Genomic DNA, 22886 nt, shown 5'->3' on the forward strand with positions numbered 1-22886 from the left:
GGCGGGTTCGCGGTGCTGTTGCAGCTTTAAGTGCACTTGCTAGTAATAGCGACCGGAAACGACTGTTTCATTAGCCTAAATTTGTAACACCCGGGCAAACCGTCGCCGCAACGCAACGGCGGTTAATTCAGCGCCGCCTCCACCACCGCCGCCGCATCAAACAAACTTCCTTCCGCCCCCGGCGCGCAGGCCAGCATGACGGCCGGCGCCAACCCGGTGGCGCGGTCCGCGTGCTTCCAGGCGGGGATCGAAATCGCAGGCAAATCGCAATAATTACAAAACGTAATCGGCGTCACCAGCCCGTTCGGACCGGGACGCAGCGTCTTGCGGTTCATCCCCCCATGCGGCGGCGCCAGCATGCCCAGCGGCGGCAACAGCAGGATGCCATCGCTGCCCAGCATGGTGCGGTAGCGGGCGCGGGCCTGCTCAAACGTCGACGCCAGCCGCTGCGCGGCCCCGGCGCTGTGCGGTTTGATGGCTTGCGCCAGCGTGGCGTTTTGCAGCAGCCACAGGAACAAGCCACGGTCGATCGTGGCGCGTCCCGTCAGTTGCCGCAGCGCTTCGCCCCAGACATTGAAGCGCCCCGCTTCCGGTGTGCTGAGCAGGCGCTGCCATTCGTCCGCGCTGTCGTGCAGGATGGCTGCGGGAACCTTGAAAAACAGGCTGCCGACGTCGCCAAAGTCAGCCTGGTCGCGGCGCAATCCCGCCTCGAGCAGCGCTTGCCGCGCGCCCGCCAGCGCCGCGCCGATGGCGGCGTCTTCAATCCGGAACGGGAATCCGTCCGGCCCGATCAACCGCAAGCCCGCCACGGAGCTTGGTGGCGGCGGCGCCTGTTCGGCAATCACGCTGTAGACCAGGCGCGCATCGCGCACGCTGCGCGCCAGCGGACCGATGCCCAGCCAGTTGGCGGTCTCGCCCGTCACGTGGGGCCACGTCCCCTCGCCATTGACAGCGGTGGAACAGGGCTTGAAGCCGACGATGCCGCAAAACGCGGCTGGGATGCGGATCGAACCCAGAATGTCGGAACCCAGCCCGAACACGGCCGCGCCGGATCCGACCAGCGCGCCATCGCCGCCGGACGAGCCGCCCGCCACGCGCGCCACGTCGATGGGATTGTTGGTGCGGCCAAAGCGGGGGTTGGTGGTTTCCCCCGTCATGGCGAATTCCGGTACGTTGCCGCGCGCGATGATGATGGCGCCTGCCGCTTTCAGTTTCGCGACGACGGCGGAGTCGCGCGTATGCAGTTGCGGCGTCATGCGCATCGAACCAGCCGTCACGTTGTGGCCGGCGATGCCGAAGGTTTCCTTCACCGAGCAAGGCAAACCGTACAACGGACCGCGTGGCGCCCCGCTTTCCGGCTGTTCGAGTTGCGCCAACTGTTCATGCGCCTGCGTGCGCAGGATCGCGGTGGCGCCATTGATCGCAGGTTGGGTGGCATCGAGCCGCGCCAGCTGGTTCTCCAGCAATTGGGCGGCGGACAGTTCGCCGTTATCGAGCATGGTGCGCAGGGCCACGGCGTCGGGTTGCAGATGTGAAGGTCGTTTCATAGATAAATTTGATCTGGATCAAGGAAATTATGACTTGCAACTACGACACTATCAACACGGAGGATTGTTTTTTGTATAAATACGTTTTGTTACCGGAGGCGCCATGAAGATCGGCATCGTTGGCGCCGGCGCCGTGGGTGGCGCGGCAGCCTTTGCATTGATCAACCAGGGCATCGGCAGCGAGATCGTGCTGGTCGACCGCAACGCGGCGCTGGCCGAAGCGCAGCACCTGGATTTGCTGCACGCCACGCCGTATTGCCACCCGCTACAGGTCCGCTGCGGCGGCTTTGAAGACCTGGCCGGCTGCGCGCTGGTGATCCTGGCGGCAGGTGTCAGCCAGGCGCCGGGCGAGACGCGCCTGCAACTGCTGGAGCGCAACGCCGCCGTATTCCGCGCCATTGTCCCCGCAGTCGTGCGCCATGCGCCGGACGCCGTGCTGCTGGTCGCCACCAACCCGCTGGACGTGATGACGCACGTTGCCCTGCGCATCTCCGGCTTGCCCCCTGCCCGCGTGATCGGTACCGGCACCTTGCTCGACAGCGCCCGCTTCCGCGCGCTGCTGGCCGGGCGACTGGGCGTCGCCACCGCTTCTGTCCATGCGCAGGTGCTGGGCGAGCATGGCGATTCGGAAGTGCTGGTGTGGTCCGGCGCGCAGGTGGCGGGCATGCCGCTGCAGCGCTTTGCCGCACTGCAGGGCGTGCGGCTGGATGGCGCCACCATGGCCGATATCGACACCGGTGTGCGGCGCGCCGCCTACCGCATCATCGACGGCAAGGGCGCGACCTGCTACGGCATCGGCGCCGCGCTGGCCATGCTGGCGCGCTGCGTGCTGTTTGATGAAAAACGCGTGCTGACCGTCAGCACCCACTGGGGCGACATCGATGGCGTCCCGGATGTCACGCTGTCGATGCCGGTGCAAGTCGGCGCGCAAGGGGCCACATTTCACATTCCCCCTGCTTTATCGGACACGGAACAGCAAGCCCTGGCGGACAGCGCCCGCGTCATCCGCGCAACGCTGGCGGCACTGGATTACTAGTGTTTTAACAACAACCAAGTATCAAATTATCTTTCCATACGGAAATAATTTGACTATAATCGCATTACACCAATGCACTTTCTGTTTCCACAGGAAAATTTGCCAACATGAAAATTATTCAACTGACCGTCTATGACGACGAAGGCCTGTGCTGGACCATCCCGGCGGAACTGATCGAGACCCGCTTCCAGGACCATTTGTTCGCCGTCCATAAATCCCTGTCCACTTCCAACAATTCGTGGGTGGTCACCCACGTGGAAACCGGCGCCAGCCTCGCGGAAGGCCAGGCCCGCATGTCGGTAGTCAATGCCGCGCTGGAAAAACTGAGCCGCGTATCGACGGAACAGTTCAACAAGATCATTTCGCAAACGCGCGAAAAAGTGGCAAGGGTATCGGGGCAGCCGCAGCGCAAGGCGGCCTGACTTCAGTGGCGCCGGCGCGGTCCATCCGCCGCCGGCGCATCGATAAACGGAATCAATGCTTTCACGTTTGGCATGGCGTTGAAGGCTTGTCGATCGTGTCCTGATCTCCAGCCAATGCCCGCAGGCATCCGCCTGCATGTGCGCTTACGCGCTGCCCTGCCTCCGCAGTTTTGCAATACCCGCTTGAATCACGCCAATCACAGGCGCCGCCACGGGCACGCGCACGCTCCAAAATCAACCTGCTGAGCGAATCACCGCCCCCCGTAGACGTCCCGGGACAAACCCGGATAATCCGCGCTCATACCCCACCTGTCGCCACCTTGACTGACCACGCATCCACGTATGAGCCCCCGCCTCCATTGCCATCCTTTGCCCCTGCTGCTGGCCGCCGCCCTTACCCTGCCGGCCCATGCCGAACGCGCCGTCTATAATTTCAACCCCGAATGGCGGCTGGCCGTGGCCGATCCGGCCGAGGCGGCGCAAGCCGCGTTCGACGACAGCGCGTGGAAAAAAGTCACGCTGCCCCGCGCGTGGAATGAAGACGATGCGTTCAGCAAGGACATCGTCGACCATTCCACCGGCATCGCGTGGTACCGCAAGCATTTCACCTTGCCCGCCACCGCCAAAGGACAGAAAGTCTTCCTGGAATTCGAGGGCGCGCGCCAGGCCGCCGAAGTGTATGTCAATGGCCGGCGCGTCGGCCGGCACGAGAACGGCATCAATGCTTTCGGCTTCGACATCACGTCCGCGCTGAAGGCCGGCGACAACGTGGTGGCCGTGCGCACGGATAACCGCTGGGATTACCGCGAACAGGCCACCAACCAGCGCTACCAGTGGTCCGATAAAAACTTCAATGCCAACTATGGCGGCTTGCCGAAAAACGTGCGGCTGCACGTGACGGACAAGCTGTACCAGACGCTGCCCCTGTATTCCACCCTGGGCACCACGGGTGTCTATGCCTACGCCAAAGACTTCGATATCGCCAACCGCCGCGCCGCCGTGTGGGCGGAATCGGAAGTGCGCAACGACCACCAACAGGCGCGCAGCTTTGCCTATGACGTGACGGTCCGCGACGAGGATGGCAAGCAGGTCGCGCACTTCACCGCGCCCGCGCAATCGGTGGCGCCGGGCGCCACCGTCACGGTCAAGGCGGGCGGTCCGGTCGCCGGGCTCAATTTCTGGAGCTGGGGCTATGGCTACCTGTATGACGTGGTCACCACGCTGAAGGTCAACGGCAGGCCGGTCGACACCGTGGTCACGCGCACCGGTTTCCGCCAGACGGAATTTGCCAACGGCATGGTGAAACTGAACGGCCGCGTGATCCAGATGAAGGGCTATGCGCAGCGCACGTCGAATGAATGGCCTGCCGTCGGCATGTCAGTGCCCGCATGGCTCAGCGATTACAGCAACGGCCTGGCGCTGGCCAGCAACGCGAACCTGATCCGCTGGATGCACATCACACCGTGGAAACAGGACGTGGAGTCGCTGGACCGTCTGGGCATGATGCATGCAATGCCGGCCGGCGATTCGGAAGCGGACGTCACGGGCCGGCGCTGGGAGCAGCGCATCGAAGCCATGCGCGACGCCATCGTCTACAACCGCAACAGCCCGAGCATCGTGTTCTATGAAAGCGGCAACCGCGGCGTCAGCGAAGCGCACATGCTGGAAATGAAAGCGCTGCGCGACAAGTTCGATCCCCACGGCGGGCGCGCTTCCGGCAGCCGCGAAATGCTGACGGAGAAATTGCAGCAGACCGCCGAGTATGGCGGCGAAATGCTGTACATCAACAAGAGCGCCCGCATTCCCATGTGGGCCATGGAATACTCGCGCGACGAAGGCGCCCGCAAGTTCTGGGACAACCTGACGCCGCCGTTCCACCGCGATGGCGACGGCCCGCTGCACAAAGGCCAGGACGCCAGCGTCTACAACCGCAACCAGGACTCGCACGCGATCGAAAACGTCAAGCGCTGGTACGACTACTGGCGCGAGCGTCCCGGCACCGGCACGCGCGTCTCCAGCGGCGGCGTCAATATCGTTTTCTCCGACAGCAATACCCACCACCGTGGCGCGGAAAATTACCGGCGCAGCGGCGAAGTCGACGCCATGCGTATCCCGAAAGACGGCTATTACGCGCACCAGGTGATGTGGGACGGCTGGGTCGACGTGGAACAGCCGCGCGCGCACATCGTGGGCCACTGGAATTACACGCCCGGCACCGTCAAATCCGTGACCGTGATTTCCAGCGCAGACAAGGTGGAACTGACGTTGAACGGCAAGCCGCTGGGCGCCGGCCGGCAAAGCGAGCGTTTCCTGTTCACGTTTGACGATATCGCGTGGCAGCCGGGCGAACTGAAAGCCGTCGGCTACGACGCCAGCGGCAAGCAAGTGTGCGAAGCCGTGCTGGCCACGGCAGGCGCCCCGACGGCACTGAAACTGACCGCCATCGCCTCGCCGAAAGGCTGGCAAGCCGATGGCGCGGACCTGGCGCTGGTGCAGGTCGAAGCTGTCGATGCGCAGGGCCGCCGCAACCCGGTGGCGCTGAACACGGTGACCTTCGACGTGCAGGGTCCCGCCGAATGGCGCGGCGGCATTGCGCAGGGCCCGGATAACCATGTGCTGGCGCGGGCGTTGCCGGTCGAGGGCGGCGTCAACCGCGTGCTGCTCCGTTCTTCCACGCAGGCCGGCAAGGTCACCGTCAAGGCCAGCGCGGACGGCCTGGCGCCTGCCGAACTGGCGCTGGCGTCCATCCCTGTCAAAGTCCAGGGCGGCCTGGCCAACGCGCTGCCGTCCGGCGGCCTGCCCGTCAACCTGTCGCGCGGTCCGACACCGGCCACGCCGTCGTTCAAGGTGTCGCGCGTGGCGGTGCCGGTGGCGGCCGTGCAGGCGGCCAGCAATGGCGCGGATGCTGCTAAAACCTTCGACGACGACGAAACCACGTACTGGGCCAGCAAGCCGGGACAGGGCGAACCGTCGATCACTTATACGCTGGCGGAAGCCGCCACGCTCAATGAAATCGTGGTGAAGCTGTCCGGCTGGCGCGAACGCAGCTACCCGCTGCGCGTGTGGGTCGATGGCGAGGAAGTATATGCCGGCATGACGCCGAAAAACCTGGGCTATGCAACCTTGCCGTTGAAGCCGCGCAAGGGCAGCACCGTCAAGGTGGCACTCAACGGCGTGGCCGACGAAAGCAACGCCATCAAGCTGACGGAAGTGGCGAACCAGGCGATCGTCGACACGGGCGCCAACCAGACGCCGAAGGGCGTGCTGTCGATCGTCGAGATCGAGTTCTACAAGGCGCCATAACCGCCCTGTCACCTGTTGCACCATGCGTGCTGCGGCTGCGGCTATTCACCGACAGTCGCCGCGCATAATGCGACAAGCACGTTGCCTCGCCCCGGTGCAGCCCCCTACAATGGCAGGTGGCGCCGCATGCGCCGGCAACCTGCTTAAAAGGGACCTGCATGACCATCCTGGTACGCTCCGGCGTCCTGACCAACTTCCTCGAAGTGGCCCAGCACGTGGGCTTGAATCCACAGGCCGAACTGGCGCGCGTGGGATTGAGCAAGGCCATGCTGCAAGACCCGGAACACGCGATCCCCGGCGCCGCAGCCGTGCAATTGCTGGAAAACGCGGCGGAAACCAGCGGTTGCCAGACCTTCGGCCTGCGCATGGCGGAGTCGCGCCAGTTGTCGGACCTGGGCGCCGTCAGCCTGCTGCTGACGCACCAGGCCACGCTGCGTGACGGCTTGCAGGTTTTGCTGGAATACCGGCATCTGATGAACCGCGCGCTGGCGATTTATGTGGAGGAAGCCGGCGGACTCGCGGTGATCCGCGAAGAAGTCGTGACGGAAAACGCGGCGCCCCGGCGCCAGGCCACGGAACTGGCGATCGGCGTCATGGGCCGCCTATGCGCCAACCTGCTGGGGCAGCACTGGCGTCCCGTGTCGGTCAGTTTCATGCACGACGCTCCGGACGACTTGCGGCTGCACCGCCGCATCTTTGGCTGCGACGTGCTGTTCCGCGCGGAATTCAACGGCATCGCCTGCCCCGCGGCCGCGCTGGCCGCGCCGAATCCCAAAGCCGACCCATCGATGGCGCAACTGGCGCGCCGCTATCTCGACACCTTGCAGGCGGGGCGCGACACGTCGCTGGCCTTCGAAGTGCGCAAGGCGATTTATGTGCTGCTGCCGATGGGCCGCGCCACGGCGGAACAGATCGCGCTGGCGCTGGGGTTGAATGTGCGGACACTGCAGCGCCGCCTGGAAGACGAGGGCTGCAGTTTTTCCGATTTGGTGAACGAAGTGCGCCGCGACCTGGCACAGCGCTACATGCAAAGCCCGCAATACCCGCTGGCCCGCATCGCCGATCTGCTGGGCTATTCCGTGGCCAGCAGTTTCACCCGCTGGTTCACTTCCCAGTTCGGCGCCTCACCGGCCCAGTGGCGCGCCGAGCACGGCAAGCCCTACCGCAGCTAAAACCCCGGGCGGTTACATCCAGCGCAGCAGCGCCAGTACCAAACCCGCCAGGAACACGGTCTCGCCGATCATCAGCGCCACTGGTTTGATTCCCACGCTGGCCAGTTCTTTCAGCCGCGTCTTCATGCCCAGCGCGCTGATGGCGATCACCAGGCACCAGCGCGATGCTTCATTGCCGCCCTGCTGCAGCGCATGCGGCACGATGCCGGTGCTGTTGATGCAGGCCAGCGCAAAGAACGCGACGGCGAACCAGGGCAGCAATGGCGGGCGCGCTTCGCCCGGCTGCGTGCCCTGCGCGCGGGCCACCATCGCGGCGCACAAAATCACGGGCAGCAGCATGGCGACCCGCATCAGCTTGACCACCGTGGCGGCGTCACCCGTCTCGCGCGACATGCTGTAACCCGCCCCCACCACCTGCGCCACGTCGTGGATGGTCCCGCCCAGGAAAATACCGGCCGCCTGCGGCGACAGGTGAAACAGTTGCGCAATCATCGGATAGGCAATCATGGCCGCCGTCGACAACGCCGACACCCCGATCACGGTAAACAGCGTGGCCTTTTCCTTTTGCTGATGGGCCGGCAATGCGGCCGCCAGCGCCAGCGCGGCCGAGGCGCCGCATATCGCCGTCGCGCCCCCCGTCAGCAGGCCAAACAATTTGTTGAAGCCCAGCAGCCACGCCGCCAGCACGGACAGTGCAATCGTGACCACCACGATCACCACCACCATTGCCACCGGCTTCCACCCCAGCGCCGCCATCTGCGCCACGGTCAGCCGCAAACCCAGCAGCGCGACACCCAGCCGCAGCACGCTGCGCGCCGTGAATTCGATGCCCGGTTTGCATTTGCCGTCATCCGATAAAAAATTCAGCGCCATTCCCAGCAGCAGCGCAAACAGCATCACCGGCGCGCCGTAGTGCTCGGACAAAAACGCCGCCGCCCCCGCCACCATGGCGGAAGTCAGCATGCCGGGCGCCAGTTCGCGCACGCGCGCGGCGCCGCGGGTGGCCAGCGTCGCGGCCACCGGGGTTTGCATGGTTTGATTCATGATTATTCCTTGCAGGGCAACGCGATCGTGATCCCGTCCGGGCCCATTTCTATCGGATATACCGCCACGCGCAATGCCGGCGCGTTACGCAGGCAACCGGTGGCGAGGTCAAAGCGCAAGCCGTGCGCGGGACATTGCACGGCGCCGCCTTCGAGCTTGCCGCCCGCCAGCGACGCGCCCTGGTGCGGGCAACTGTCGGCAATCGCGTGCCAGCCGTCGTCCATGCCGAAGATGGCGATGCTGTGCCCCTGCAGTTGCAGCACGGCGTGTATGCCCGGCGGCGGCAGGCATGCCGGGTCAAGCGGCACGCGGCGCGACGCGGCGGGCTCCGCCGCGCAAGTCATGCCGCCGCCTTCGCCGACAGCGCCAGCTGCATGGCCGACAGCAACGACGCGGGTGGCTGCGCACCATTGATGGACAGCCAGCCATCGAACACCAGGTGCGGCACGCCGCCGGGAGCAACGCCGCCCAGGGCAGGCTTGAATGGCCGCCCGGCACCCTGCATGGCGGGCAGCATGGCTTTCGCCGGGAAGCCGCAGCTTTCCGCAATCGCCAGCAGTTGCGCACCGTCGCCCAGGTTTTCACCCAGCACAAAATGCGCCGCATACAGCCGCTCCATCAAGTGCGCCGCCTGCGCATCCGAGCCCGTACTGCACGCCAGCTCGAACAAGCGGTGCGCATCGGCCGTGTTGGGCATCAGCGCGATGCGGGAAAAATCAATGCGGACACCGGTCTGCCCGGCCGCCGCAATCACCTGCGCCTGGCGTCGCCGCACGTTGTCGTCGCTCCCCAGCCGGTCGCGGTAAAACGCGCCGAACGGCACGCCCAGGGCCGGCAACTGTGGCAGCAATTGCACGCCGCGCCAGCGCACTTGCGGTGTCACGTGGGGTTCGGACTCCGCCAGCAATTCCAGCGCCAGCTGCAATTGCCGGTTGCCGATCAGGCACCATGGGCAAATGAAATCAAAATACGCATCGATGGTCAGAATGCGGTTCATCCCTTGCTTCCTCCGATAACTGCGCAGTCGCCGTCATAGTGGCGACGCGCATAGGCAAAGACACAGGCGGCGGCCAGGCTGGCCAGCGGAATCACGCAAAACGCGCGGTCCAGGCCGACGCGGTCGGCCAATGCGCCCGTCACAAACGGACCGGGCGCCAGGCCCAGCAAATTGTTCGCCAGGGTGAGCGTGGCAAACGCGGTGCCATGCACGGCGCCCGGCGTCAGGTTCGCGACCATGGCGCCGGCAGGGCCGGAAGCGCCCGCCGCGACAAACATGCCGCAGCCCACCAGCACCAGTTGCGCCGCGCCCGGCGGCAACAGGAACCCCGCTCCCAGCAACACGGCGGCGCCCATGCAATAGCACGCCGCCAGCGACACCTTGCGGTTGTCCTGCACCCGCGACAGCCGGTCGCTCAGCATGCCGCACAAGACCATGCCCGCGCCGCTGGCCAGCACCAGCACGGCGGCGCCGATTCCTGCACGGTCCGCACCGAGCCCGTAGTAGCGGTTCAGGTAACTGGGCATCCACACGATGCAGGCGCCGCCCGCGAACAATTGCAAGCCGCTGCCGATGTAGGCCGCGCGCAAGGCCCGTCCCGCGAACAGGCTGGCCAGCGGCGGACGCGCCCCCGCCGCCCTGCCCCTGCCGGCATCGGCCATGCGCGACGGCCGCACGATCATGGGATAGGCGGCAGCCAGCGCCAGACCGAACAGCGCCATGGCGGCAAATGCCCAGCGCCAACCCACGTGCGCGGCAATCGCCCCGCCCAGCGCCATGCCCAGCACGGAGCCGAACATGCCGCCCGCCATGAAGGCGCCCGTCAACGTCGAGCGCATATGGCGGGGAAACACGGACAGCACGACGGCAATCCCCACGCTGCCATACGCCGCTTCGCCGACGCCGACAAAGAAGCGGGCCACGAACATCTGGCTGTAATCCTGCGCCAGCGCGCAGCCCAGCGTGGCCACGCTCCACAATCCCGCCATCAGGACCAGGCTTTTCACCCTGCCCCAGCGGTCCGCCAGCAGCGACAGGGGGAATGTCAGCAACCCCACCATCAGCGCAACGATGCCGCTCAACAGCCCCAGGCGGGCGTCGCTCAATTGCCACTCCTGCTTCAGCAGGGGAAACACGGCATTGAGCACCTGGCGCGACATATAGTCGGAAATCAGCAGGCCGAAGGTCAGCGCAAACACCGTCCACGCGAACACGCGCGGCGTGTCGGGTGTATTCGGCGTATCAGCGGCGGCGCCATCCGGCAGCGAAGAAGCGTAAGCCATGATGGAACGGGTCAGGCGGCGCGCAGCGGCACGTTCTTCTGGCCCGGCGCGCGGTTCGGCGCCATGCCGTTCATGCGCAGCGTCTCTTCCGCATCCTTGTACTGCACGCCGATGCGGTAGATCTCGCGCGCCTCGCGGCCATTCGCCACTTCGCGGCCCAGTTCTTCGGCAATGCGCACCAACTGGCGGATCTGCGCGACGGACGTCATGCGCCGGCCCGACTGGTCGACGATGGTGTCTTCAATGCCGCAACGGGGATGCAAGCCCATCGCCATCGCCATCATATTGATCGGCAACACGTTGCGCATCAGCGATTCCAGCGTCACGCAGGCGCCATCCGGTGCGCGGCGCACGAATTCCATCGCATTGATCGGGTTCGGACCGTCGAAGCCGCCGCCGATACCGACCCACGTCAGGTTCAGCGGACCGCGATAGACGCCGCGGCGCACCAGGCGCTCCAGCGTTTCCAGCGAATGCAGCCCGGTCAGCTGGAAATGCGGCTGGATATTGGCTGCCTGCAGGCGCTTCAAGTGCTCTTCCACCCACGCCGGGCCGGCCGGCACCGTCATTTCACTGTAGGCGGCATAATAGGCCGGACCGGCCAGCGACGTGCCTTCGATGCATTGCCGTTCCATCACTTCCATGATGTTCATCTGCACCGTGTTGATGGCGACCGTCACCTGGTCCGGCTTCGGCGTCAGCTCGGCGAGCATGTGGCGCGTGTCGTCCGACAGCCACTTGGCCGCTTCGCCGTCGCCTTCCGGCGCAAACGAAATCGACCCGCCCACCTGGATGATCATGTCCGGCACGGCTTCCCGCACGCCGGCAATCAATTCATTGAATTTCGACAGGCGCTTGGAGCCGCTGCCATCGGGTTCGCGCACATGCAAATGCAGCACCGTGGCGCCCGCTTCATAGCAGTCGACCGCCTTCTGGACTTGTTCTTCCATCGTCACGGGGATGTCTTCCGGGAAGTCGGCCGGCATCCATTCCGGGCCATACGGCGCCACCGTGATGACTACCTTGTCCTGGTTTTCCGGGTGCAGCGAATCGTCGAGAAATTGCATGATGTAGTCTCCTGGTCTGTTTTCTTAAAATGTCGGTTCGCCGATGATGCCGGCCCGCTCCATCTTGCGGTGGCATGGCGGGTAATCCATGACGGCGTAATGCTGGGTCGAACGGTTGTCCCAGATCGCCACGCTGTTCTTCTTCCAGCGCCAGCGCACCTGAAATTCCGGGACGTAGGCCTGGCTGACCAGGTAGCTGAGCAACTGGCCCGCGCCAGGATTGGCGTCCTGGCCAAAGCGCACGCGTTCCGGCGTGTGGTAGTTCGTGAAATGCGTGGTGAACGCGTTGACGAACAGGATCTTCTCGCCCGTGTCGGGGTGCGTGCGCACGACCGGGTGTTCCGCGTCGGGGAACTGCGCTTTCAGCGCCAGCCGTTTTTCGATCGGCATGGCCGCGCCGAACGATGCTTCGATGCTGTGCCGCGCACGCAGGCCCGCGATGCGCTGCTTGACGTCGTCCGGCAGCATGTCGTACGCCAGCACCATGTTGGCCCACATCGTGTCGCCGCCGACAGGGGGCGTTTCCACGCAGCGCAGCACGCAACCGAATGGCGGCGCCTGGCGCCACGTGGCGTCCGTATGCCACGCATTTTCATAGCGGTCGTTAGGCTGGTCGGGATTCTTGTAAATGCGCACCAGGCCCGGGTGCTCCGGGTCGCTGCCCGCCACCGGATGGTCTTCCAGTTCGCCGAAGCGGCGCGCAAACGCCACGTGCTCGGCGCGGGAGAAATCCTGGTCGCGCAGGAACAGTACGCGGTGGCGCACCAGCTGGGAGCGGATTTCCGCGAACAGGCCGTCGTCATGGATGGCGTCGGCCAGGTTCACGCCCGTCAGTTCCGCCCCGATGCTGCAAGTGAGTTGTTCGATTTGCATGGCAGTTCCCTTCAAATGACGAAGATGGAAGAACCGGTGGTCTTGCGCGCTTCCAGGTCGCGGTGGGCCTGAACCGCATCTTCCAGTGTATAGCGCTGGTTGATTTCAATGCGGATCTTGCCTGCCCCGACCAGGCCGAACACTTCGTCGGCCAGCGCGGCTTTCTCGGCCGGGTCGGCGATGTAATCGGCCAGCGCGGGACGGGTGACGAACAGCGAACCCTTTTGCGCCAGCAGGATCGGATCGAATGGCGGCACCGGGCCGGACGCGGTGCCGACGCACACCAGCAAGCCGCGGCGGCGCAGCGAATCGACCGAACCCATGAACGTATCCTTGCCCACCGAATCGAACACCACGTGCACGCCTTCGCCGCCCGTCAGTTCGCGCACGCGGCTGGCCACGTCTTCGCGGGAATAGTCGATGGTGTGCGCGCAGCCATGGGCCAGCGCGATCTCCGCCTTGGCGGCGCTGCCCACGGTGCCGATCACGTTCAGGCCCAGCAGCTTTGCCCACTGCGACACGATCAGCCCGACGCCACCCGCCGCCGCGTGCAGCAGGATGGTCTGGCCCGGCTTGAAGTCGTAAATCCGGCGCAACAGGTAGGCCGACGTCAGGCCGCGCATGGTCATTGCCGCCGCCGTCTCAAATGCGATCGTGTCCGGCAGCTTGATCAGCGGCGCCGCCGCCATCACGCGCTCCGTGCAGTACGCGCCCAGCGTGTTGACAAAGCCCGTGTACGTGACACGGTCGCCGGGCGCCAATCCCTGCACGCCATCGCCGACCGCCGTCACCACGCCGGAAGCTTCCACGCCGATACCGCTCGGGGTGGGAACCGGATACGTGCCGTTGCGGAAATACGTATCCGCGTAATTCAGGCCCACCGCCACGTGGCGCACCCGCACCTGCCCCGGTCCCGGATCGCCCACTTCCACCTGCTCCAGGCGCAGCACTTCCGGCCCGCCCGCCGCATGAAATCGTACCGCCTTTGCCATGCCAATCTCCTCGTTGTTGTTACCAATATAGTCCCGCCGTCCGCCGCCCGCATCGCATGGAGCGACAGCGATTTCGCATTTCACGACAGGCTGGCTTCCGGTTGGCTGGAGCCAGGCATTTCGGCCAGCATCAGCCGCTGCGACAGCAGCAGGCGCGCCAGCAATTCTTCCGCCATCGGCCACGGCCCGTAGCCGGACGCCGGGTTCAAATGGCCGACATTACCCAGGTCCACCACGTCGCTGCCCCAGTCGGCCGCCATGGCCAGCACGGCTTTCATGCTGGCCAGCGGATCGGTGCTGCTGGCCGCCACAATGCTGGCAAACGGCAGCGGCCCACGGGGCAGCGGCGTCCAGCCGTGCTCCGCCAGCGTTTCCGGCGTCGGGTACTTCGATGGCCAGGCCGACGCCATGTCCGGCGGCGTGGCCAGCAGCGCGCCGTGCACCTTGCCGTTGGCATTGCCGTGCTGCGCGGCCCAGTGCACCGTCATCAGTACGCCGGCGCTGTGCGCCACCAGCACCACCGGGCCGTCGATCTGCGCGATTTGCGCGTCGATCGCGTCGACCCTGGCCCGCAGGTTCAAGGCGTTTTCCGTCAGCGGCGGCACCGCGCGGGAACCCGGCAGGCTGGCCTGCAACAGCGTTTGCCAGTGGTCGGCCACGTGGTCGCGCAGGCCGGGAACAATCAGTACAGTTGCGTTTTGCATCGATAATCCTTAGTTCGGGAACCGGTAATCGCGGAACATTTCCCGCAGTGTCAGTTTTTGCAACTTGCCCGTGGCCGTATGGGGCAGCTGGTCGACGAATTGCACGTCGTCCGGCAGCCACCACTTGGCCACCTTGCCTTCCAGGTAAGCGAGCAGGATGCCGCTGCTGACCGCGTGGCCCGCCTTGGGCACCACCACCAGCAGCGGGCGCTCCTGCCACTTGGGGTGCGCAATCCCGATCACGGCCGCTTCCGCCACGGCCGGGTGGCCCATGGCCGCGTTTTCCAGGTCGATCGACGAAATCCATTCGCCGCCCGACTTGATGACGTCCTTGGCGCGGTCCGTGATGTGCATATAGCCGTCCGCATCGATATTGGCGACGTCCCCCGTATCAAACCAGCCATCCGCGTCGATGGCCTGGCCGCCTTCATGACGGAAGTAGCCCGCCGCCACCCACGGTCCCCTGACCAGCAGGCGGCCGGCCGCCTTGCCGTCATGCGGCAATTCGGCGCCGTCGTCATCGACGATTTTCATGGCGATGCCGAACACGGCGCGCCCCTGCTTTTCCCGCACCTTCATGCGTTCGGCCGCGTCCAGTTGCCCATGCTTCGGTTGCAAGCAGCAGATCGTGCCCATCGGCGACAGCTCCGTCATGCCCCACGCGTGGATGACGTCGGCGCCATAGGCGATCTCGAAAGTGCCGATCATGGCGGCCGGCGCGGCGGAGCCGCCGATCAGCACGCGGCGCAGGCACAACTCTTCTTTCGGACGCAAGCCGTGCTGCTCCACGTACTGGAACAGTCCCAGCCACACGGTCGGCACGCCGAGCGCCAGCGAAACCTTTTCGTCGCGCATCAGCGCGTAGACGCTCTTGCCGTCCAGCGCGGGGCCGGGAAACACGAGTTTCGCGCCGCACATGGCGCCCGCGTACGGCGTACCCCACGCATTGACGTGGAACATGGGCACCACCACCAGCAGGCTGTCCGCCGCGCCGATGCCCATGCCATCCACCGTGCAGGCGGCCATCGCATGCAGCACGGACGACCGGTGCGAATACAGCACGCCCTTCGGATGGCCCGTGGTGCCGGACGTGTAGCACAGCGCCGCCGCATTGTTTTCATTGAACACCGGCCACGCGTAATCGTCGGACTCCGCCGCCAGCAAGTCTTCATAGCACAGCAAATTCGGCAGCGCCGATGTCGGCATGTGCGCGCGGTCCGTCATGGCGACGAAGCCCTTGATGCCCGGAATCTTCGGCGCCAGCTGTTCCAGCAATTGCGTGAAACCCGTGTCGAAAAACACGTACTGGTCTTCGGCATGGTTGATGATGTATTCCAGCTGTTCCGCGAACAGGCGGGGATTCACCGTGTGCAGCACCGCGCCCATGCCGGACACGCCGTAATACAGTTCCATGTGGCGGTAACCGTTCCACGCCAACGTGGCGATGCGGTCGCCCTCCCGCACGCCGAGGCGCGCCAGCGCATTGGCCAGCTGTTGCGCGCGGCGCGCCACGGCGCCATAGGTGGTGCGGTGCACCGGTCCTTCCGTGGTGCGCGACACGATTTCCCCGTTCGGGTGGCAGCGTGCCGCATGGGTGATCAGGGAAGAAATCAGCAGTGGCTGATGTTGCATATTGCCCAGCATAGGAACTCCGTTCAGACTGTGTGATGTGGAAGCGTTACTTCACTTTTTTCAGCAGGAAGTGCGACAGCGCCGGCACCAGCACCAGGGCGCCCACCATGTTCAGCGCGAACATGAAGGTCAGCAAAATGCCCATGTCGGCCTGGAACTTGATGGGCGACCACGCCCAGCAGACGACGCCGGCCGCCAGCGTGACGCCGACCAGCGCCACCACCTTGCCGGTGAATTGCAGCGCGTGGCGGTAAGCCTGCGCCAGGGTGGCGCCCTGGCGCTGCTGCGCCAGCTGCACCGACAGCAGGTACAGCGCGTAATCGACGCCGATGCCCACACCCAGTGCGATCACCGGCAAGGTCGCGACCTTGACGCCCATGCCCAGCGCCACCATCAGCGCTTCGCACAGGATCGACGTCAGCACCAGTGGCAGCACGGCGACCACCACGGCGCGCCAGTTGCGGAACGTGATGAAGCACAGCACGATCACGGCCGCGTAGACGTACAGCAGCATTTTCGTATTCGCGTCCCGCACCACGATATTGGTGGCCGCCTCGATCCCGGCGCTGCCGGCCGCCAGCAGGAATTCGCGGCCAGGCCCCGAGTGTTCGCGGGCAAACGCATCGGCCGCCGCTACCACTTTTTCCAGCGTGCCCGCCTTGTGGTCCGCCAGGTAGGCGATTACAGGCATCAATGAGCAGGCGCGGTTGAACAGGTCGGGATTGCTGGTCGAGGCTTGCTGGGCGCCATAGTTCAGCACATTCTGTTCGCGCGACAAGGTCAGCCATTTCGGGCTGCCTTCCGATGCGCCGGCGGTGATCTGGCGCACGGCGTCCGCCAGCGACACCGTGGCCTGCACACCCGGTACTTGCTGCAGGGCCCAGCCAAGGCGGTCCGCTTCCACCAGCGTGCGGTAGTCCAGGCACTGCTCGTCCGGGGTCTTCACCATCACGGCAAACTGGTCGGACGACAGCGAGTAATGCGCCGTGATGTAGGCGTTGTCCTGGTTATAGCGGGAATCCGCGCGCAATTCCGGCGCGCCCGGATCGAGGTCGCCCACCTGCAGGCGCGCCGACATCGCCAGCCCTCCGGCCGCCAGCGCCAGGCCGATACCGACCGCCACGGCGGCGCGGCGCGGCTGCGTGCACTGCGCCAGCAGGCGCCAGACGCCCTTGTCTTCCGCCCCGCTTTCCGAGGCAATGGCGCGGGCGGCGGCTGCGGGCGACACACCGACGTACGACAGCAGCACCGGCAACAGCAGCAAATTCGTGAAGATCAGCACCGCCACGCCGATCGACGCGGCCAGCGCCAGGTCGCGGATGACGGGAATGTCGATCGCCATCAGCACGGCGAACCCCACGGCGTCGGCCAGCAGCGCCGTCAGGCCGGCCAGGAACAGGCGGCGGAACGTGTAGCGCGCCGCCACCAGCAAGTGCGTGCCGCGGCCCACATCCTGCATGATGCCGTTCATTTTCTGCGCGCCGTGCGACACGCCGATGGCAAACACGAGAAATGGCACGAGGATGGAGAACGGGTCCAGTTCGAAACCCAGCGCCGACACCAGCCCCAGTTGCCACACCACGGCCACCAGCGAGCATGCCACCACCAGCACGGTGGAACGGACGCAGCGCGTATAGCCATAGATCACGCCGGCCGCCACCAGTGCGGCGACGCCGAAGTACATCAGCACTTGCCGCATGCCCGACAGCAGCGCCCCCACCAGCCGTGCAAAGCCCGTCACGTGGATCTGCACGCCGTCCGGGCCTTGCTCATATTTGCCGACCAGCGTATCAATGGCCGCCGTCAGCTGCGCATAATCGATGGCCTTGCCGGTGGCGGGATCGCGGTCCAGCAGCGGCACGAAAATCATCGTCGAGCGGTAGTCGGCGCCCACCAGGCTGCCGACGATGCCGGAACGGGCGATATTGGTTTTCAACTGCTCGACGCTGCGGGGCGAGCCGTCGTAACTGTCCGGCATGACGGCGCCGCCGGAGAACCCTTCTTCCGTCACTTCGTTCCAGCGCACGGACGGTGTCCACATGGATTTCATCCACGCCCGGTCCACGCCCGGCGTCAGGAACAGCGCATCGTTAATCTGGCGCAGGGTTTCCAGGTACTTTGCGTCATAGATGTCGCCGCGGGGATTTTCCACCACCACGCGCAGCGCGTTGCCCAGGCCCCGCAATTCCTGCTTGTTTTGCAGGTAATGCTGGATGTACGGATGGCTTTGCGGCAGCATGCGCTCAAAGCTGGCGTTCAACGTCAGCCGGGTGACGGCCAGCCAGCCCAGCACCACGGTGGCCACCAGGCACGCCACGGCCAGCACCATGCGCTGGTTGAACACCAGGCGCTCCAGCAGGCTGCCGGAGCGGCGGTCGAAATCGCGCAAGTCGCGCACCACCGGCATGTCGCCGATGCCGCTGTTTCCCATATCCATTTGCATCTCCTTAATTCTTCGCTTGTGCAGCCGACGGTACGTGCGCGTACAGGCCCCGTACGCCACCGATCACCAATCCACCGCCCGGCAGCGCCAGCGCCGCGGCGGCCGGCTGCGGCCTGGCCACTGTTTCGGGGACGAACGTGGCGCCGCCATCGCGGCTGAGCAGCAACTGGCCGGACTGGCTGACCAGCGCCAGCGCGCCGCCATCGAGCGCAGCGCCCGCTGTCAAGCCGGTTTGCACGCCGGTTTCCGCGCGGCGCCAGGTCTGGCCACCGTCGGCGCTGGCGTAGGCGTTGCCCCGCAAGCCAAACGCCACCACGGTGGCGGCGTTGCCCGTCACGCCAAAAAAGCTGCCCTTGTATGGCGACGGCAAGGCGGCAAAGCGCCCGTCGGCGCCGCGCTTGAGCAGCAAGCCCTGTTCGCCCGCGATGTAGACAGCGCCGCCGACTTTGCGGACGGCGTTCAGGTGCAGGCCGTTCGGGTTGTCCAGCTGGTCTTCGCAGTGCCGCCAGTGGCCGCCGCCATCGGCCGTGCACAGCGCCAGGCCGAACGCGCCCACCGCCATGCCGTGTTCCGCGTCGTCAAACCACACGTCCAGCAGCGGGCGCACCTGGCCCTGCTGCTGCGCTTCCGCGCGGCCGTCGGCCTGGCGGGTCCACGTACTCCCGCCATCCCTGCTGTGGAGGATCACGCCGTCGTGACCGACCGCCCAGCCCAGCTTCGCATCGGCGAACGCCACGGCCGTCAGGTCGGCCGCCACCGGTACGTTCGCCTGGCGCCAGTTGGCGCCCCGGTCGTCGGATACCAGGATATGGCCACGCTGGCCGGCCGCGACCACGCGCGCGCCGGCATGGGCCAGGCCGTTGACCAGCGTGCGCTGCGCCAGCGGCGACGCCATTGCCGGCGTATCGAGGGGATCGGCAAACGCCGCCGCGCTGGCGCCCATCGCGCAAGCGACGTGCAGCAACGCGCCTGCGCAGGCTGCCGCGCACGCCGTCGTCAAAATGTATTTCATGTTTTGCTCTCGAAAAAGATGGCTGCCGGACGCGCAAGGCACAGGCATCGCGGCAGCCCAAAGAGAACCCCGTTCACGCCGCCGCAAAGGTAACGCGGCGGCCGGCTGTCAGCGCACGCCGGCGCCGGACAAGGATTCAGGCGACCATTGCGACGCCTTCAGCGGATCGATGTATTTCAGGCCGCCGTGCGGACCCGACATGCCGGTCAGGTTGTAGGCGCCGCTGACGAAGTCGTAGATCACGTGGTTGCCGGTGTAGGTCGCTTGCGCGTCATAGGCATACACCAGGTGGTCGAACGATGCGCGGTACAGCTGGCCACGCGCATCGTACTGGTCGGAAGCCAGCGCCACCCAGCTGTCTTCGTCGATGTAGAACGTGCGCTTGCTGTAGATATGGCGCTTGCCCGGCTTCAGCGTCGCCTCCACCACCCACACGCGGTGCAATTCCCACCGCACGAAGTCCGGATTCAAATGGTTCGGCTTGACGATGTCCGCCACTTCCTTGTGCCCGAACAGCTTGTATTCGCTGTAGGGCACGACCATTTCTTTTTTCCCCGCCAGCTTGAAGTCATAGCGGTCCAGCGCACCGTTGAAGACCCACGCATCGTCGTATGTCGAGGTGCCGGCCGAACCTGGATTTGGCGTGTCGTACGCCACGTCCGGCGCCAGTTTCACGCGGCGCTGCCCCGGCAGGTATTGCCAGACGCGGCGCGGCTGCACTGCCGGGTTGACGGCATCGAACGCCATCAGCGCTTCGCCGGCGCGGCGTGCCGGCGCCAGGTAAGTCAGTTTGGTGCGGAAGAACACGTCGCCCTGTTTGGCCGGTTCCGTATTTTTCGGGTCGGACAGCGGGAACTCTTCCCATATTTCACCGGTGGTCGCCATACTCGGCACACCGGCAGAATCCACGTTCCACGATTCATATTTGGTGGTGAACGCCTGGCCCTGGTAGCGCAGCAAGTGGTTCCACATCACTTCGTTGCCGGTCTTCGGAATCGGGAACGGCACCCCTGCCAGCGCGCCTTCCACGCCCACGCCGCCATCGGTCGGGCGGGCGTTGACGGCATTCTTCGCCGTGTTATCCAGGTAGAACTTCGGCATCGTCACCGGACGGTGCGTCGGATACACGTCGATACGGAAGGTCGGGAAGCGCTTCAGCAACTCTTTGGCGCCCGCCGTCAGCTTGTCTTCCATGCCTTGCAGGTTCTTGCCCGTAATGACGAGGCGCGGCTTGTCAGCGGCAAACGGATCGGGACGCGCGCCGCTGCCTTTCACATACCCGGCCGGCGGTGCGGTCAGGCCGCCCGTGTATTCGGGGATCGTGCCTTCCTTGTTGCCCGCTTTTTCCGCGCCCACGGCGGTGAGGTTGGCGCCCAGCTGTTTGGCTTCTTCCGGCGTGGCGGCATAGCCGCCGCCGCAAACAATGGCCAGCGCGGCCGCCAGCAATGTACGTTGCAGTTTCATGTTGTCTCCAGTGTTTTTGTGGGAACGATCAGAAAGTCGTCTTGAACGTGGCGGCCAGGAAGCCCCGGTCGCGCAGCAGCGCCGTCACGCCGCCGTTCGACGTGATCGCGCCGGTGGCGGGATCGAGCGCGGCGGGGCCGAAGAAGTCGACGTACTTGATGTCGATGCGGTACTTCTGGCGGATATCAAACGCCACGCCCACGCTGTAGTTGCCGGCGCCCTTGTTGCCGCCCGCCTGCACCATCGAATTGCCGGACAAGCCGCGGCCATAGCTGACGGGCATCAGCATGTCGACACCCGGCAGTACCTGGAACCACGTCGGCGTCACGTTGACGGTCAGGCCGAAGTAATGCTTCGACGGCTTGTCGATGCCGGTGTAGGCGGCGCGGCCACGGTAAAACGCGGCGCCCTGCTTTATGCTGCCCACGTGGTTCCACACCAGTTCCGCGTTCCAGTTCAATGCATCGGACACCGGCGTTTCCGCCATCGTCCCCAGCAGGTTGAACGCGCCGTGCCACGTATTGCCGCGTGCGCCGGACACCTGACCCGCACCTGGCGTGGCGGCTGCCGTGGCGACCATCGCGCCATTGAGTTTCCCGTTCAATGCGGCCAGGATGGCCGGGTTGGTGCCGACCGGCATCAGCAGCGCCGGGGTGCTGTACAGCGGCATGCCGGTGCGGTACGACAAGTCCGCGCCCAGCGACACGCCGGCCACGCTCTTCGACAGCGACAGCCCATAGACGCCGATGTTGTTCGCGTATTCCAGCTGGTAGCGGCTGGTGGCGCCCAGGGTGGCGGGATAGAACAGGCAATTGGATCCGGCCACGGCCGCGCCGGGAATGGCGGCGGCGCACAGCGCCGCGCCGGCCGGACCAAATAACGCGGTCGGCAGGCCGGCCAGGCGCACGTTCGCCTGCGGCAGCATGTCCGACGTCTTGCGCGCATACAGGCCGACAGTGCCGTCCAGCCACGCCGGACTCCAGCGGGCCGATACGCCCCAATCGCCGGACTTCGGCGCCTTGCTGTCCGGCTGGCGCTGCGCGGCCGGTCCCAGCGGACCGAGGATGAAGGTTTCCGCGCCCTGGAATGCGTAATCGAAGAAGCCCAGGAAGGAACCCGATCCCGGCATGCGGGCAGGTTTCCAGTCGAGGAAGTATTGTGCGGCCAGCGACAATTCCGTGGTCGGCGACATTTGCACGGAAGCGGCGGCGCGCGGCAGGAACAATTCCTTGGCGTCGGAACCGGGCACGGAATACGCCTTGATGAAGTCGACGGACGACTGGCCGAAACTGATGCCGTGTACGGGGGAACTCAGGCTCTCGCCCCAGTACAGCGTGTGGCGGCCCAGTTTGACATTGACCGGCATGTCGCCTGCTTCGAAGCCGGCAAACACGAATGCATCGAGGATTTCTCCGGACGCGCCGCCGTGGTAGCGCTTCGCATAGCGCGACATGCCGATGCCCGGCTTGCCATTGACCAGGTGATTGGAGCTGGCGACATTGGTGTTGTCCAGCGACGTGTAGGCCTGGTCGTACCATCCGGCGGCCGACACGCGGGCGCCCATGCGCTGGTCGTAGACGACGTCGAACTCGGACAGAATGTCGATCCGGTTCGAGACCGTGCCCTTGTTGAAATTGCGGTCGCCGTCATCGAAGTTGGCCGACTTCAAAATGGCCGGGTCCTGGCTGTTCAGGCGGTGGCCATAATTGTATTTGACGGTGTTGTCCCAGCGGATCGCCAGATCGGGATTGCCCGTGTTGATTTCCGCGGCATGGGTGGCCGGTGCGGCGCCGATGGCGCACAGTGCGGCGGCCAGTGCGGTCCTGGCAATGGGATGTTGGGCCGTGGTCATGCTGTTGTCTCCCCCTCGTTATTGTTGGTGGGCGCCGCCGCAT

Annotated in this window: 18 protein-coding genes and 1 pseudogene; 5 read left to right on the forward strand and 14 right to left on the reverse strand. The window is 65.5% G+C overall.

What is annotated here, in order from left to right; all coding sequences use genetic code 11:
- Positions 1–122: 122 nt before the first annotated feature.
- A complete protein-coding gene (locus GJ700_RS00655; protein WP_154370728.1) occupies positions 123–1547 on the reverse strand; it encodes an amidase in 1425 nt (474 codons plus the stop codon).
- Positions 1548–1650: 103 nt separating this feature from the next.
- Between GJ700_RS00655 and GJ700_RS00660 the strand changes: the two genes are divergently transcribed.
- The 5 genes and pseudogenes from GJ700_RS00660 (at position 1651) to GJ700_RS36220 (ending at position 7480) form a co-directional block, all read left to right on the forward strand.
- On the forward strand, positions 1651–2583 hold the full coding sequence (locus GJ700_RS00660; RefSeq protein ID WP_154370729.1) for an L-lactate dehydrogenase: 933 nt from the start codon (positions 1651–1653) through the stop codon (positions 2581–2583).
- A gap of 107 nt (positions 2584–2690) precedes the next feature.
- Entirely contained in the window at positions 2691–3005 is a 315-nt protein-coding gene (locus tag GJ700_RS00665) for a hypothetical protein (protein WP_154370730.1), read from the forward strand.
- Positions 3006–3347: 342 nt separating this feature from the next.
- A complete protein-coding gene (locus GJ700_RS00670; RefSeq protein ID WP_154370731.1) occupies positions 3348–6308 on the forward strand; it encodes a glycoside hydrolase family 2 protein in 2961 nt (986 codons plus the stop codon).
- Between the two features lie 158 nt (positions 6309–6466).
- Positions 6467–7063, forward strand: a pseudogene (locus GJ700_RS36215) (AraC family transcriptional regulator); the annotation flags it as partial.
- 132 nt (positions 7064–7195) lie between these two features.
- Complete coding sequence (locus tag GJ700_RS36220; RefSeq protein ID WP_371867792.1) at positions 7196–7480, forward strand: helix-turn-helix transcriptional regulator; 285 nt, start codon at positions 7196–7198, stop codon at positions 7478–7480.
- A 12-nt stretch (positions 7481–7492) separates the two neighbouring features.
- On the opposite strand, the gene GJ700_RS00680 is transcribed toward GJ700_RS36220, so the two are convergent.
- The 13 genes from GJ700_RS00680 to GJ700_RS00740 form a co-directional block, all read right to left on the reverse strand.
- A complete protein-coding gene (locus GJ700_RS00680; protein WP_229506715.1) occupies positions 7493–8524 on the reverse strand; it encodes a YeiH family protein in 1032 nt (343 codons plus the stop codon).
- Positions 8525–8526: 2 nt separating this feature from the next.
- The gene (locus GJ700_RS00685) at positions 8527–8868 is read right to left on the reverse strand and encodes a Rieske (2Fe-2S) protein (protein ID WP_154370733.1); all 342 of its coding nucleotides are present in this window, start codon (positions 8866–8868) and stop codon (positions 8527–8529) included.
- Positions 8865–9521 carry a DsbA family protein gene (locus tag GJ700_RS00690; RefSeq protein WP_154370734.1) on the reverse strand — a complete coding sequence of 219 codons (657 nt, stop codon included), beginning with the start codon at positions 9519–9521 and terminating at the stop codon, positions 8865–8867. Before GJ700_RS00690 ends, GJ700_RS00685 begins: the two co-directional genes overlap by 4 nt.
- Positions 9518–10807, reverse strand: a complete 1290-nt coding sequence (locus GJ700_RS00695) for an MFS transporter (protein WP_371867793.1) — start codon at positions 10805–10807, stop codon at positions 9518–9520. The genes GJ700_RS00690 and GJ700_RS00695 overlap by 4 nt, the downstream gene beginning before the upstream one ends.
- 8 nt (positions 10808–10815) lie before the next feature.
- The gene (locus GJ700_RS00700) at positions 10816–11871 is read right to left on the reverse strand and encodes a beta-keto acid cleavage family enzyme (protein ID WP_154370736.1); all 1056 of its coding nucleotides are present in this window, start codon (positions 11869–11871) and stop codon (positions 10816–10818) included.
- Positions 11872–11895: 24 nt separating this feature from the next.
- Entirely contained in the window at positions 11896–12744 is an 849-nt protein-coding gene (locus tag GJ700_RS00705) for a TauD/TfdA dioxygenase family protein (protein ID WP_154370737.1), read from the reverse strand.
- 11 nt (positions 12745–12755) lie between these two features.
- A complete protein-coding gene (locus GJ700_RS00710; protein ID WP_154370738.1) occupies positions 12756–13736 on the reverse strand; it encodes a quinone oxidoreductase family protein in 981 nt (326 codons plus the stop codon).
- Positions 13737–13816: 80 nt separating this feature from the next.
- Positions 13817–14440: an RBBP9/YdeN family alpha/beta hydrolase gene (locus GJ700_RS00715; protein WP_154370739.1), complete on the reverse strand. Its 624-nt coding sequence runs from the start codon at positions 14438–14440 to the stop codon at positions 13817–13819.
- Positions 14441–14449: 9 nt separating this feature from the next.
- Positions 14450–16084 carry a 3-(methylthio)propionyl-CoA ligase gene (locus GJ700_RS00720; protein ID WP_154370740.1) on the reverse strand — a complete coding sequence of 545 codons (1635 nt, stop codon included), beginning with the start codon at positions 16082–16084 and terminating at the stop codon, positions 14450–14452.
- 34 nt (positions 16085–16118) lie between these two features.
- The gene (locus GJ700_RS00725) at positions 16119–18503 is read right to left on the reverse strand and encodes an efflux RND transporter permease subunit (RefSeq protein ID WP_371867794.1); all 2385 of its coding nucleotides are present in this window, start codon (positions 18501–18503) and stop codon (positions 16119–16121) included.
- Positions 18504–18519: 16 nt separating this feature from the next.
- Positions 18520–19527 carry a WD40/YVTN/BNR-like repeat-containing protein gene (locus GJ700_RS00730; protein ID WP_195763731.1) on the reverse strand — a complete coding sequence of 336 codons (1008 nt, stop codon included), beginning with the start codon at positions 19525–19527 and terminating at the stop codon, positions 18520–18522.
- 108 nt (positions 19528–19635) lie between these two features.
- Positions 19636–20991, reverse strand: a complete 1356-nt coding sequence (locus GJ700_RS00735; RefSeq protein WP_154370741.1) for a DUF1329 domain-containing protein — start codon at positions 20989–20991, stop codon at positions 19636–19638.
- A gap of 28 nt (positions 20992–21019) precedes the next feature.
- Entirely contained in the window at positions 21020–22843 is a 1824-nt protein-coding gene (locus GJ700_RS00740; protein ID WP_154370742.1) for a DUF1302 domain-containing protein, read from the reverse strand.
- Positions 22844–22886 lie beyond the last annotated feature (43 nt).

The sequence above is a fragment of the Pseudoduganella rivuli genome (assembly GCF_009674485.1).
GTDB lineage: Bacteria > Pseudomonadota > Gammaproteobacteria > Burkholderiales > Burkholderiaceae_D > Rugamonas > Rugamonas rivuli_B.